9 protein-coding genes and 1 tRNA gene are annotated in these 15,295 nt (G+C 40.4%); 6 read left to right on the top strand and 4 right to left on the bottom strand.

What is annotated here, in order from left to right; all coding sequences use genetic code 11:
• Positions 1 to 355: 355 nt before the first annotated feature.
• Positions 356 to 1,384 (bottom strand): nucleoid-associated protein YejK, encoded by a 1,029-nt coding sequence (gene yejK, locus EGC82_RS08630; protein WP_124730393.1) that lies wholly within the window; start codon positions 1,382 to 1,384, stop codon positions 356 to 358.
• A gap of 183 nt (positions 1,385 to 1,567) precedes the next feature.
• Here yejK and EGC82_RS08625 point away from each other — a divergent pair, with 183 nt between their 5' ends.
• The 5 genes from EGC82_RS08625 (at position 1,568) to EGC82_RS08605 (ending at position 7,239) form a co-directional block, all read left to right on the top strand.
• Positions 1,568 to 1,780 carry a YejL family protein gene (locus EGC82_RS08625; protein WP_124730392.1) on the top strand — a complete coding sequence of 71 codons (213 nt, stop codon included), beginning with the start codon at positions 1,568 to 1,570 and terminating at the stop codon, positions 1,778 to 1,780.
• 84 nt (positions 1,781 to 1,864) lie between these two features.
• The gene (locus EGC82_RS08620; RefSeq protein WP_124730391.1) at positions 1,865 to 3,655 is read left to right on the top strand and encodes a DUF3413 domain-containing protein; all 1,791 of its coding nucleotides are present in this window, start codon (positions 1,865 to 1,867) and stop codon (positions 3,653 to 3,655) included.
• 283 nt (positions 3,656 to 3,938) lie between these two features.
• Positions 3,939 to 4,015: transfer RNA gene (locus EGC82_RS08615), tRNA-Pro, on the top strand.
• A gap of 475 nt (positions 4,016 to 4,490) precedes the next feature.
• A complete protein-coding gene (locus EGC82_RS08610; protein ID WP_124730390.1) occupies positions 4,491 to 6,401 on the top strand; it encodes a methyl-accepting chemotaxis protein in 1,911 nt (636 codons plus the stop codon).
• A 169-nt stretch (positions 6,402 to 6,570) separates the two neighbouring features.
• Positions 6,571 to 7,239, top strand: coding sequence for a glutathione S-transferase (locus tag EGC82_RS08605; protein ID WP_164839111.1), 669 nt, complete (start codon positions 6,571 to 6,573; stop codon positions 7,237 to 7,239).
• A gap of 153 nt (positions 7,240 to 7,392) precedes the next feature.
• Here the strand turns inward: EGC82_RS08605 and EGC82_RS08600 are convergent, their stop codons facing one another.
• From EGC82_RS08600 to EGC82_RS08590, 3 genes are all read right to left on the bottom strand, one after another.
• Positions 7,393 to 8,151 carry a spermidine synthase gene (locus EGC82_RS08600; RefSeq protein WP_124730389.1) on the bottom strand — a complete coding sequence of 253 codons (759 nt, stop codon included), beginning with the start codon at positions 8,149 to 8,151 and terminating at the stop codon, positions 7,393 to 7,395.
• A gap of 404 nt (positions 8,152 to 8,555) precedes the next feature.
• Complete coding sequence (locus EGC82_RS08595; RefSeq protein ID WP_124730388.1) at positions 8,556 to 9,422, bottom strand: DMT family transporter; 867 nt, start codon at positions 9,420 to 9,422, stop codon at positions 8,556 to 8,558.
• A gap of 337 nt (positions 9,423 to 9,759) precedes the next feature.
• A complete protein-coding gene (locus EGC82_RS08590) occupies positions 9,760 to 11,466 on the bottom strand; it encodes an AMP-binding protein (RefSeq protein WP_124730387.1) in 1,707 nt (568 codons plus the stop codon).
• A 490-nt stretch (positions 11,467 to 11,956) separates the two neighbouring features.
• Here EGC82_RS08590 and EGC82_RS08585 point away from each other — a divergent pair, with 490 nt between their 5' ends.
• Entirely contained in the window at positions 11,957 to 15,292 is a 3,336-nt protein-coding gene (locus EGC82_RS08585) for an MHYT domain-containing protein (protein ID WP_124730386.1), read from the top strand.
• Positions 15,293 to 15,295 lie beyond the last annotated feature (3 nt).

Below are 15,295 nucleotides of genomic sequence, written 5' to 3'. Positions count from 1 at the left end.
AATATTCAACGACGTCAAAAATCGTACCATAGACATCATTTGTTCAATAAAACCTAAGATAAATTGAAACGACGCCGTGCTAAATTTTGAGCCACTAACACGATTTAATCATTTGTATATTGATATAAATGAGCCTATAAATAATTAATATATTGTTAATTATTGCTAGTGTCATTCATCACGCAAGTTAACAAAAATATGTCCCAAATAAAGCGAACATCCTACATAAGGCAAAGTCGCTTCACTCGCTAACTTATCAAAGCATAGCACGCGTTAAACTTAGATTCGTTATTTCTTCAGGCATAAAAAAGCGTCCAAACAGGACGCTATTTATCACAAAGCAGTTAAGTTAACATTACTCGCCTTTTAAACGACGATCTAATTGGTCTTTCAAATTAGCTGGCACGCCTTTAATCAAAATAGTGTCAGAAATAGGATCATAAATAACCCGCTCACCTAAATGACCGCCATCAAAGCTCAACGTTACCCCGCCACCGGTACCCGAAAACTTCTTCAAGCTGCGTAAACTGGCTTTATCAGCCGGAAACTCATCGTCCAACTCATAACTGCCGCCGCAAGCAAAATCATAAAATGAATCCATACCAGAATCGGCTAACTCATCAGCTAAATCTTTAACTTCAATCACATCACCAGAACCAGCGCGTTCTGAACAATATTCAAAAACCTTATTACGACACTCTTGACGTTCATCTTTGGTAAGCTCACTACCTGCAACAAAATCTTCAACCGCATGGATCAAGGTTTTATTTTGCGCCTTGATGTTAACCCCTTCGACACAGCCCATAAAATCTAAAAAGAAGTCGGCAACTTTGCGTCCCGCACGGCCACGAATAAAAGAAATATACTTACGCGAGCTTTTATCGGCCTGCCATTCCGTTAAATCAATGCGCGCGGCTAATTGAATATTATTTAAATCTAAATGGTTGTTTTGCGACAATTCCATATCATCTAATACTGTCATCGACGACTTAGCGCTTAATAAAGCTACAAATAAATAGTCGCTAGTCATACTGGTGTAACAAGACATTAACAAGAAACCGCCTTGGCTAAAATCGTACTTGGCCAGTTCTTGTTGCAATAGTTGGCTAGCTTTGCCGCTAAATTCAACAAAACCTAAATCGCCTTTACGATAACCGGTCAGAGCATCAGAAAATGCACTATTGGCTTCGCCATCATCGCCATGGGTTCCAAAAAAGCCAAACCCCTTACCCGCTTTACCCGAATAAGTCTGATGTAATTCTTCTAACATGGTTTCAACGGCGTGAGTATTCAACAACGGTTGCGGGCGTAAACGACAACGCATTTGCCCCTGACTGTCTTGAGAAATTTCGTGAATAATTGCTTGCTCAATACTAATGCCCATAAGCCTTGTTAATCCTAGTCTGTCGCAGATGATAATTTAAAAAAGAATGATATCAGACCAACCGTATAAATCGAACAGGGGTTTACGATATTCCTCACATTGAGCGAATAAAACTTGAGGCGAGCTGCGGCTAAATCCGTTATTATGTGCAGCTAATTCATTCTTTATTGAAGTTTTCTGACTATGGCTATTCAATCTAAATACACAAACACTCAAGTTGAAGCACTTATCAGCGAGCTGCTTGCTGTACTCTCTAAGCATCAAGCACCTACCGATTTAAGCCTAATGGCACTAGGTAACTGCGTGACCCATTTGCTCGACAAAAAAGTCCCAAATGAATCTCGTCAAAAAGTCGCAGAGCAATTTGCAAAAGCGTTAACGCAGTCGATTAAGTAACGACTAAATAAATTTTATCACTAATGCTAACAATAAGTTACACTAAAAATAGCCAGTGATAATAACGTAGGAATACGAGCTAACATGATCGAGCGCAAAAAGCAGCAAATGACACGTGATAAAGTGTCACGCTTAGTTAATTGGGGTCACTGGTTTGCCTTCTTTAATGGCATATTAGCGATGTTGATTGGCGCTCGATATATTGGCAGTGTCGGCTACCCCGAAACCGTTATCGGTTGGGCATATCTTGCTATTAGTACCATTGGCCATTTTACCTTTTTGGCCTTTATTGGTTACTTAATTTTTATCTTCCCGATCACGTTATTACTACCCTACTCTAAGATTTTACGCGGTTTTGCTGCATTTATCGCCTCACTTGGATTATATGCCCTGCTGTATGACACCATTATTTATGACGACTATGGTATTCATTTAAGTCCATTTGCATTCGATTTAGCCTGGCAAGACCTTAACGCGCTATTACACAGCACCTCATACATAGTCACGCCTATCGTTATTGTAATTGTTGAGCTAACAGCGGCTAACTTTTTATGGAAACGAATCGACAAGATCCAGAAAAAACAATGGGGTAACAAAGTTGTATTGTTTGTTGGTATCTGCTTTGTCAGCAGCCACTTATTTCATATTTGGGCCGACGCCACTAACATGACCGAAGTGACCCGTTTTGACGATGCTTATCCAGTTTCATACCCTGCGACAGCGCGATCGTTTATGGAAAATCACGGCATTGACAGCAGCATGCAATCAACAGAATCACGTAACACTAAATCGCGTAAGCTAAGCTATCCCATCAACCCGATGCAGTGTACTGCTGACAGCCAACCCAATATTATGGTGATTAGCATCGACAGCCTACGTGCCGACATGGTCGATAACGTCACCATGCCGTTTTTAAGCCAATATAGAATCCAAAATCAGCGCTTTACCAACCACTATAGTGGTGGCACAGACTTTGAAACCAGCATGTTTACCCTCATGTATGGCTTACAAGGTAATTATAGCGATCGCAAAGAGTTTGATAGCACCAGCCCAATATTAACCAACACGTTGTCACAGCAAGGCTATCAATTAGCCATGTTTGCGCCTGAAAATGATCAATATACCGCTAATAGCGCAATGTTCAACGGTATAAACATTCATATCAGCGAAGGCGATAATGGCAGTGCAGATGCCGATATCAACACCATTAATGCGGTGAATGCTTGGCAGCCAAAACAAACACAACCGTGGTTTGCCCTAGTTAATCTTACCGCGCCAAAAGATTACGACACCCCAGTCGGATTTTTAGGCGTACAAACCATCAAACCGCATATGGCATTAAAGCCTGCGCAAAAGGTGCTGTTTAATCAATATCGCCAGTCACTTAACTTTATCGACCAACAACTGGCAAGCCTACTCAATAACGTTAGTGAAGATACCGTGGTACTCATTACCGGCACATACGGTCAAGTCTTTACCAGTAATGCTAGTGATGCTCGCAGCGACTTATCACCTGGTAACGTTAATGTGCCGCTGATCATTCATTGGCCTGGCAGCCACGGCAATAAAGTGAATTACCGCACTAGTCATTATGGCATTGCGCCAACCTTGCTAAGCCATGTATTGGGCTGCACTAATCCAAGTACAGATTACAGTTCTGGCCGCAGCTTGTTAGAACCTAATAATGAAACCTGGGTCTACATAGGCGACAGCCGCCGCTTTGCCATTTATCAAAAAGCAGAAATAACAGTATTGGATCGTTTCGGTAAATACCGCATTTACGATGTAGACTATAAAAAACGTTTAGATAAAAAGATGAGTGCACCAGAATTGATCCAAGTCATGCGTGAAGGTCGTCGACTCTATAATCAATAAGATATTAAGATATTAAGATATTTTATAACTAATAAGATATTTAGTTTAAATATTGTAAACGAGCGAACTATTCATCAGTTTAATCATAGATAAGGTCGAGCGCTTTATTGAATGGATAGTTTATAATCAATCGATAACCGACTGATAACTAACTACTTGCGTAAACAAATCGCAATTGATACAGTAATTATCCACTTAGTGACCCCAAAGGCTCACAGCCATACTAAGTAGTTGGCATATATGAGAGTATTTTCATTATCTCTGAAGTCAAACGAAGTAAATTCGGTATGTAGCGCAGCCCGGTAGCGCACTGTCATGGGGTGTCAGGGGTCGGAGGTTCGAATCCTCTCATGCCGACCAAATTAAAAATAAAAAAGCCTTTATGCATCAAATGCTTACAGGCTTTTTTGTCTCTAAAATAATGCATAAATTTTATTAATCCGGTCAAACTGCGGTCAAACCCTGAGCACCATAAAAACAACTTACGTGTTTTTTGTCATAACTTTTTTTAATATCTAAAATGTAATCTTATTTTACGATACTGAATAGACAACTCTGACTCATATACACTCTAAAGCACTCATCACCATTGATAATGGCCATCAATCATTAACTCATTTATCCCTCTATTTTAATTTCGTCCACATAAAAAATTACCTATTGTTGCGACTTGAGCGAATAACACTACTGAACTGATTAAACTAATCATATAAGGCTGTGCTTTTACTCACGGTTTGGAATCAAATTCATTTGCATAATCTTCAAGTTATATGCTTTCAGTGATATCCATTAAAAGTCTGCGTAACCAAAAAAATAGAAGAGGAAATACGCCGCAATGAAAAATGTCGGGTTCAAACAAACAATTACATTCGCCATCATTTTATTGGTTACTTGTTGTTTATTAGTAGCAAGTTGGATTTCCTACAGAGCACTTAAGCAAGATACGATTCACTTTGTAAACTTGAGTTCACAGTCAATAACACATTATGAAGCCGGAGCCATTTCGAATTGGTTTAATCAAAAAGCAACCGCCGTTTCAGCTATAGCCACTCTATACCGGCAAGGAAAATTAGATAAGCAATTTGTTAATATTGCCCGTTTAGGTAAGCAAGCCAATGAGCTATATTCCGTTTTTTGGGGGTTTGAGGATGGCACTTCATATGCCAGCGTTGCTGATGATGACATATGGCATGACGGCGTAGCCGATCCCAGCCTCTATGACCCGCGTCCTCGTGGATGGTATCAACTCGCAAAAAATCATGCCAGAGCCCAACTTACAGATATTTATACCGATATGGTCACCAACCAACCGGTCATCTCCATTGTGACCAATATTGAAGATGGTGTACTTTCAGGCGATATTGGTCTGGAAATCTTAAGCAAAACGGTTAAGCAAATAGACTTTCCGGGCGCAGCGGCATCAATCATTGACCCCAAAGGCAAAGTATTAGCGACTTCGGACCCAAGGTTTGAAGTCGGCAAGACCCTAGCAGACTCAGGTCTTAATCAATTACAGCGCAATATTGTGTCTAATGACTCTTTTAGTGGCGCTTACCAAACTAGTGATACTAAACAGCTCGTATTCAGCGAAGCGATTCCATTAATTGGTCATCAAAAGTGGTATCTATTTATCAGTGTTGATGAACAGATTGCCTATGCAGGGTTAAATGAGGCATTACAACATTCAATATGGACATCGGTCATCATGCTTTTAGTGAGTATAGGCTTAGTGTTAGCGATACTAAATTGGCTTTACCGTCCAATTTTGCACCTTAAACAGATAGTTATTGCATTGTCTCAGGGTCAGGCAGATTTAACTCGTCGCTTACCTGTCACTACTCATGATGATTTGGGCGATATTGCCGGCGGTATTAACCAATTTGTCGCTAATTTACAAAGTTTACTCAAAGAAGTGTCTTTCGGAACACAAGAAATTAGTGGCAGTATTGGTAAATTATATCAACAAACTAATGCCAATATTGGTGTGTTACAGCAACATGTAATGGAAACTGAGTTAGTTGTCACCGCGGTTGAAGAATTAAGCGCCACAGCACTCGAAGTGGTAAAGAATACATCACAAGCATCAAATGCTTCATTACTTGCCAGTCAGCAAGTAAATGATACTAATAATATTGTATCGAGCACTAAAAAAACAGTAGTGCGATTGATTCAAGATGTTGAAGAAACTGAAGTAAACATCAGTAATGTTGCGCTAGACGCGATTAGTATTACTAAAGTGTTAGATGTTATTGGCGCGATTGCTGATCAAACTAATTTGCTTGCCCTTAACGCTGCCATTGAAGCAGCAAGAGCGGGTGAGCAAGGAAGAGGTTTTGCGGTAGTCGCCGATGAAGTAAGAGCTTTAGCAGCGCGCACCCAAATCAGCACAACTGAGATAGAACAAACGCTAAGTAAGTTACAGCAAGGAATTAAGCGTGCGGTTGACGCGATGCAACAAACGAAAAAAACCTGTGAACAAGCAAGCGAAGCAACTATGGATGTGAGTGAAAATCTTGAAAAGGTTGTTATTTCCATTACTCAGGTCAATGATTTAAATACTCAAATTGCTACAGCTGCCGAAGAACAAAATGCAGTTTCTGAAGATGTTAGTCGTAACATGAGTACTATACGGGATATGGTTGTGGTACTTGATGAAAATGGTAAGTCAACTGAGCTAGAAGCGAATAAGCTTACAGCTGCAAATGATAAACTCATTGCGGTGGTTAATAAATTTACAATTGAATAGCTAATAATTGATTTTAATGAACTTTAGACTAAATAACCACTAATTAGCTGCTAAATATTGAGTTGTAAAAAGTTAACTCATTACCGCATGATAAGGTTATGTTATTAATGATAAAGTATGAGGTAAGATTACTATCGCTAACTGTGTCAACTTAACTAACTGAGCAATAATGAATCAAAACATGGTATTACCTGTACTCTATTCGTTGAGAAATTGTCCTTACGCAATGCGCGCTAGACTGGCCATTTATGCATCTAATCAGCAAGTAAAACTGCGCGACTTAGTGCTAAGTAACAAGCCTGCCGAAATGCTTATGGTGTCGCCCAAAGGTACAGTGCCAGTTTTAGTCACCGCAGATAATGAGATCATCGATGAAAGTTTATCCATCATGCTATGGGCTTTTTCACAAACAGACCCTGACGATTATGTTAATAAAGCAACGCCAAACGCGTTAACTGAAATGTTGGCGGTTATTGCGATATTTGATAATGAATTCAAAGGACATTTAGAGAAATATCGCTGCTCTAAACGCTACCATGAACCGTCGCTTATAGCAGATAGACAACAATGTGAGCGTTATCTTGCGGATCTCGAATCAAGGCTTTGCCAGCACTCATATTTAATGTCTGACCAACCAAGTTTGACAGATTTAGCATTAATGCCGTTTATTCGTCAGTTTGCCAGAGTTGAGCGACAATGGTATTTACAATCTCCCTACCCTAAATTGCGACACTGGCTTAATCATTATTTACAGAGCCGAATGTTCAGCAAGGTGATGACACAATACCCTATGTGGTTAGACTCAAAACAAGAAGTTGTTTTTGGAGCTAATGTATAAGGCTGGCTTGATAAGCCAGTCATAAACACTCGCGGCGGTAACATATAAAATATTTAACTTCAGAATATAAACTAACAACCGTCTACAATAACAATCATCTAAGTTAAACGTCATCTAAGATAACAATCGCCTAAGATAACAATCAATAGCCTATCAACCTTGTACATCGCAGAGTAAGTTAGCGTAACGTTCCATTGGAATACTCATTTGCTCTTGTAACGCTTGGCCTTTCGCCAATAGATCGTGTCTTTTTATCGCAGGAATATCGTTTTTGAATGCAAGCACGATGGTATTGCCACTATTAACGTCAAAACTGAGTAATCGATTTTCAAATTCGAGCGCGAGCAATTCATCTAATTCTTGGCGTAATTCAGCTGACGTATGCCAGATATTGAGCACCAAAACCCCTTGTTGATTGAGTGCATTTTTACAATCTTGTAAATAGGATGCTTGTACTTGTTTCGGCTCCATACCTTGTGAGTTGTATAGATCTGAAAAGATAACATCGCTTTTAATGTTGGTATTTTTAATGTAATTCACCGCATCGTCTATATGAATAGTAAGACGATCAGTTTCTGGTAAGTAAAAATACTCTTTTGCAGCCTTTGCTACTGCCTCACGGTATTCAACCGCGTGTACCTTCAAATCGGCGAAACTACTGAGCAATATTTTAGCCATTGAACCTGCACCCAGCCCCATGATTGTGGCTGTTGTTACTGCGGGAATAAAAAGTAAACCTGTCATCATGGCTTGGGTATAGCCTAGATGTAATCCATTAATGTTATTGATTTTCATGCAGCTTTGATAGATTTTTCCATCAAAGCTGAGAATGCGGCTGTTTCTTGTTTGATAAACATAAATGGGGCCGTGCTCATCTGCGGTAGATGAAATACAAGTTCCTTTAATATCCATGGTATTTTTGATATCTCTTAAATATGGGTATGTAACGGGTAAGGCAGTATAACGGAAAAGAAGCTCAGGTCTTTGTTATTGATTTTTATCGTTTAATAAATGAAAGTATTTAGTGAGTAGCTACTTTCATTTGCTACCGTAGTCACGCAACAAACTATGACATTTTACGCTACAGAGCATGAGTATCAGATCAAAAATCTCCGATTTACAAAAATGAACCTTGCACCGTTAATTTAACGTTAGCCGCTTTTTATCCGTCATCAAGCTTATACGAAACATCTTATCTTTCGTTAATCTCCAATTTAGCAATCTCTAACTTAGCACTCTCTAACCTTGCAGTGTTTAACCTTGTTATACCTTACAACAGAGTCAATCTACCCACTCAACTCATGCGCGACTCTTTATCAAACTTGCTGAGACTGTTTTACGCGTTTGAATAAGGTATATCCGCCACTTAATACTACCAGCAGGCTTCCTAGTAGAGTCGCTAAATCTGGTGACTCTCCAAATATAAATATCCCCAAACCTAAGGCAAATAATAAACGCGTATAACGAAAAGGAGAAATAACCGATACATCGCCAGCACGCATAGCGATGGTAAGGGCATTATACGCCATCACCCCAAACACAATTGCACCGATAATTTGCACTGCGGCGGTAGAACTAAGTTGTAATGGCTCGTGTTGGTATAACTGTATGGCAATGCCTGCCGGAATTAACACAAAAAATCCATATACTCCAAGTTGCATATTAGATAACACCGGTGAAGCTGCACGAGTGGCTAAATCGCGGCCAGCAAAACCTAAGGTCGCCACTACTGCAAATAAAGAGGTTGCTTCAAAGCCATCAAGGCCGGGGCGAATGATCATCAGCACACCACAAAAACCAACTAATACAGCAATCCAGCGTTTAAAACCCACTTGTTCACCAAACAATAATGCTGCTCCTATCATTGCGATTAATGGCGTGGCTTGCAAAATGGCCGATGCACTCGATAAAGGCGTTAGCGTAATAGCCAATGCAAAACAGAATCGACCCACGACTTCGCAAACTGCACGTATGAGTATTGGCTTGGACATCAGTGCTGGGTGTAAAATTGTTTGGCCTTTACGCCAAGTCAGCAGCATAAAAATCAACATTCCGCCCAATCCAAATAACGCTAAAATCAGACCAATAGAAGTGGTTTCGGCAGCCGATTTAATCAACATGTCTTCAATAGAAAATGCCGCCATAGCAGCAACCATAAAAAGACTACCTTTAGTATTATTCAAAATAACTCCAACAATGGGTCGATTGTATCCAGCTGAAAAAGCGGAAAAGTTGACGTAATCAGCCGATAAAAATATAAGCCGGCAATGGTATCACCCACCACAGGCTATCGAGAAAACATCATTTGTTTACAACTGTGTCTAACTTGAACTCAACTGTACATTTGAAGCGCTTGTCGCAAGTAAGGCTATTGCAACTCTACCAGTATTTATGACTTAACCATTTAATGCGTTACTCGTTGTCGGGTGTTGTCTACCTCACTTTTAAGTTGATAGCCCATCAATATTAAAGCCCAGTGCAATAACTCAACACTGGGCTTTAATGATTGCACGAAAAATATCAGTTTATGGCTTCATGTAACTCTTGATACATCAACTCGCGCATCTTGAATTTTTGAATTTTCCCCGTCACAGTCATTGGGTATTGGTCGACAAATTTGATATAACGCGGCACTTTAAAATAGGCAAACTTTTCGGTTAAAAAGTGGCGAATATCGTCTTCGGTAATATCGGCATTCGCACGTACTTTAATCCATGCGCAAACTTCCTCACCGTATTTGTCACTTTGTACCCCAAATACTGCGGCGTCTTGCACGTCTTTATGACTGTAGAGCTTTTCTTCTATTTCGCGTGGGTAAATATTTTCGCCGCCGCGAATAATCATGTCTTTAATGCGGCCAACAATTTGCACGTAACCTAACTCGTCCATTTGCCCAATATCACCTGAATGCAACCATCCTGAACTATCAATCGTTGCCGCAGTTTTAACCGGATCATTCCAATAACCTTGCATAATGCAGTAACCTCGGCTGCACACTTCTCCGGGCTGACCAATAGCAACCACATCGCCAAACTCATTGATGATTTTCACTTCAGTATGCGGCAATGCACGGCCAACAGTGAGCACTTGTTTTTCGATGGGAGAATCTATCTCGGTAATATGATTTAACGGACTACACTCGGTTTGCCCGTAGCCAATCAACACTTCCTTCATGTACATCAGATTTTGCACCCGACGCATCACTTCTTCAGGGCAAGTGGCACCTGCCATAATACCTGTGCGCAATGAACTAAGGTCAAACTCACTAAATTGAGGATGCTCTAATAACGCAATAAACATGGTCGGCACGCCATGCAGTGCGGTGCAATGCTCTTGTGCTGCAACTTGCAAGGTTGTTAATGGATCAAAAGATTCACTAGGATACACCGCCGCGGAGGCATAAACGATAGCAGATAAACTGCCTAATACCATACCGAAACAATGATATAGCGGTACGGGAATACACAATTTATCGGCAGGCGTAAGCTTCATTGCTTCAGCCACTAAATAGGCATTATTTAAAATATTATGATGCGATAACGTCGCGCCCTTTGGGCTACCCGTCGTACCCGAAGTAAATTGAATATTAATCGCATCGTGAGTGTTTAACGTATCAGCAATAGTCGCTAACGTGAGCTGATCATCGGCACTAACATCCACCAACAAATCATTAAAGTTAAGCATACCAGGGGTTTTATCAGTCCCCATACGGATAACAAATTCAAGATCAGGTAATGCGCGAGCAGATAAATGAGTTTTATTGCCGCGACTTAACTCAGGGAGTAGCTCATTTAACATTTGTAGGTAATCACTAGACTTAAACTTATCAGCACAAATCACCGCGCGGCAACCAACATTACTCAGAGAGTATTGCAGCTCTTCTGGTCGATAAGCGGGATTAATACACACCATAATGGCGCCAATTTTAGCGGTAGCAAATTGGGTTAAACACCACTCAATATTATTGGGTGACCAGATCCCGACTCTATCTCCGGGTTGAATACCTAGCTTTAATAAACCCAAAGCAAGGGCATCAATTTTTGCTTGATATTGACGGTAGTTCCAGCGGATCTGTTGATGATGGACAATTACCGCAAGATTATCTGGATAAGTGTTAGCAATATCATCAAAATACTGCCCAATAGTTTTGTCTGTAAGTATCGTTGAAGTGGCACCATGGTATTCACTCATGGCTAGGGGAAGTTGCGCTTGATGTTGTTTGACCATTTAAGCCTCCGTGCATATAGTTATTCATACTCAAACTAACCAATTAACGGCCTGAGTCACAAGTAAAAAAGCACGGCATTAGACTAAAGAGGCATGGTGAGTAATCTTTACAGCAACGATTAATACTCACCCGCTAGGCGAGGTTTACACATCTGAAGCGGCAATGACAATATCGCCTTTGCAATTGATTAACGTTGACCTGAAAAAACCATAAGCGAAAGTCGCAAACAAAAATGATGCTCAACAGTCATAGATAGAACTACAACACTCAAATTACCACCTTGATTAACACCAGCACAACAAGCATAGTAAGTTAACTACAGACTAGTAATAAAAACAGCAAAACCTTTAACTATAACCGATAGCAAAGCATTTAAACATTGATTTAGCACAAGCTTTAGTTAAAATCCAAACAAAATACTGTTGTTTTTTTCCATAGTGCCGATACCTTACTTATACTTAATATAATAGCGACATTCATCGAAATATTATGCTTGAAACAATACGAACACTCTTTGCTGTTACCGATGAAAGCCTATTAATTATCGGTAACTTTCAACCTATTGTGGTCATTGTATCTATTGCTATTGCAGTATTTGCTTCATTTATGGCGTTACAAGTGGCGTCACAGGCAACATTAACCCTCAATAAATATAAACGCTACTTACTAACGTCTTGCGGCAGTATAGCGCTAGGTGGCGGTGTGTGGTCGATGCATTTTATCGGTATGCTAGCCTTCAGTCTATGTACTCCGGTGAGCTACGACATAGGCTTAACAGCCCTATCGTTTATCCCCAGCATTGCAGCCTCTTGGGTGGCATTAAATGTCATCTCCACAGCTAAACCTAAAATTAGTCAATTTGTGCTTGGTGGCATACTTACCGGCGCAGGTATTGGCACCATGCATTATGTCGGCATGGCTGCAATGGAAATGGCTCCATTATTACGTTACGACTTATTCTATTTTGGCTTATCGATTGTAGTGGCTGTCATTTTAGCGATTTTAGCCTTATGGGTGCGTTTTAGCTTAAACCATCTGGGTCGCTTCATATTGAGTGATCTACATAAAAATGCGATAGCAGCCATCGTTATGGGTTGTGCTATTTCTGGCATGCATTATATCGGTATGGCAGCAGCTCGCTTTGTTCGACCACCTGGGTTTGAGTTTTCAGATCAAACCGAAATGATGTCGCTCTATTTAGGCATTGCAATAGCAATTATTACCGTAGTGATTATTGTTTTGGTATTAGGGGTCAACATGCTGATCAAATATCAGGCTTCGCTACAGCAAGCCAAATTAAGTGAAGCACGCTATCGCGCGACCATTAGCACTGCAGTAGACGGTATTATTACCTTTAACGATAAAGGACACATTGAAAGCGGTAATCAAGCTGTCGAATTATTACTTGGCTGGCGATTAGAGGATGTATGTCATCAAAATATTCGTGACTTTATCCCGAGTCCATTTATCGATGAATTTAACGACCGTTTAGAGAGTTTTTCTAACCACAATATAGCGCAACAAAAAAGTACGGGGCGCGATGTAGAAGCGCTAAATGTCAACGGTACAATCATCCCAGTTAGAGTATCTATTGGCCATGCATGTATTGAAGGTAAAAGCCTATTTGTGATGTACATAAGTGACTTACGTCACCGTATTGAAATGCAGCGTGCGTTGATTAGAAGCGAAGCTCAGTTTCGCTCACTTATCGCCAATATTCCCGGTATCGCTTATCGCTGTTTAAATGTTGAAAACTGGCCGATGGTATTTATTAGCGATGCGGTTGAAAATATTACCGGCTATCCAACAAGTGACTATATAGGCGCAACTCCAAAACGTCATTTTTACCAACATGTACATCCAGATGACCTTGAGCAAATAAGCAATCAAGTCGTCACAGAGCAAGTGTTTAAGCTGGAATACCGTATCTATAATGCCAACGGCGATATTCGCTGGCTGCTCGGTTATGGTGCTCATGTTGACGGAATAGATGTACAAGATAAATGGCTCGACGGCTTTATTATGGACATCACCGAGCGTAAAGAAATGGAGCAATCTTTATTAATTGCCAAAGACAAAGCAGAACAAGCAGCATCTGCCCGTTCAGCATTCCTAGCCAATATGAGCCACGAAATTCGCACTCCAATGAACGCTATTATTGGTTTTAGCGACATTTTACTTGATGACTCATTACCTGCTGAACAGCAAAAACACTTACGTACCATTAACCAGTCTGCTAAGTCTTTATTGCACCTGCTAAACGATGTTCTTGATAGCGCCAAGTTAGACAAAGGCAAGTTCGATCTCGAATTACGCGACTTCTCTGTTATTGAAGAAATTGATTCGGTGGTATCGACACTATGGTTACAGGCTAGCTCTAAGGCATTGTTATTAAACGTAAATATATCACCAACTGTGGCAATGTCTTATCATGGTGCTCCAGACAGAATTCGTCAGGTATTGACTAATTTAATTGGCAATGCGATTAAATTTACCGCAGAAGGTGGCGTCAGTATCGATGTTAACGTTAAACCAAGCGGTTGTATTGAATTTGCTATTAATGACACCGGTATTGGCATGACACCTGAACAACTAACTTTAGTGTTTGATGCCTTTGCTCAAGCAGATGCCAGTATGAACCGCCGCTTTGGGGGCACAGGTCTGGGTACGACCATTAGCAAACAATTAGTTGAATTAATGGGCGGAAAAATAACCGCCAATAGCACTTTTGGCCAGGGTAGTTGTTTTGCATTTTCATTGCCATTAATGGCACCAAAACAGTCTCCTCGTACGGTCACCCCGCTATCAACGAGCCATATTAAGCCTCTTGATATTTTGATTGTTGACGATATTCAGCAAAACATTGATTTACTTACCATTATGATGAAACGTCAAGGCCATAGTGTGATTACAGCCCGCGATGGTAAACAAGCATTATTACGGATGCGCAGCGACAAAATTGATATTGTTTTGATGGACATACAAATGCCTATCATGGATGGACTAACCGCCTCGCGCACTCGTCGTGAACAAGAGCAAACAGAGCATTTACCCCATATGGCTATTATTGCGTTAACAGCCAGCGTACTACCAGAAGACAAAAAAGCCGCTTTAGATGCTGGTATGGATGGATTTGCTAATAAACCTATTGATATGGTCTTACTTAACCATGAAATAGCTCAAGTGCTAAAGCTTGACCAACATAATATGACCATCGATAACACAACTGTTGATATCGACAATCAACAAGCTGTTAATGAGAAAAAAGGCATTTCGATGTGGGGTGAACAATCGACTCTAGTCAAAGAAATTAGCGTATTTATGGCTAAACAACACGATAACAGTCAGCAACTTCAACGGTTAATCACCGCTAGCGACTGGCCTGCAATTCATCGCCATTTACACGGATTAAAAGGTTTATCAGGTAATTTAGCGCTAACGCAATTAACTCGTTTATTTAGCGATGCGGAACGCTTTGCTATGACAAAATCCAGCACTGAATTATTGGCTTTACTGCCAGCTATTGAGCAGGCTTTTGACCATGTGATAACCTATCTTAGCACTCAAGATATCAGTCAACACCCAGATAAAACCGCAGAAAAAGATTGTATGAGCGTTGATGAGTTCATCAAAATCATTAACCTTATTCGTTTAGCTGCAAAAGAAAACCAATACAATGAGCACGATGTCGACACACTAATAGCAGCCACTCCGTCGGCATACCGACAGCAATGTATCAACATACAAGATGCTCTAGACGACTTTGAATTTGAACAAGCAATAACACAACTCAATACACTTGAGTCCAATGTTAGTGCACAGTAAAAA

The organism is Shewanella livingstonensis (genome assembly GCF_003855395.1).
Classification (GTDB): Bacteria; Pseudomonadota; Gammaproteobacteria; order Enterobacterales; family Shewanellaceae; genus Shewanella; species Shewanella livingstonensis.
The sequence above is the reverse complement of the archived record's forward strand: the minus strand, read 5'-3'. Positions and strand labels throughout refer to the sequence as shown.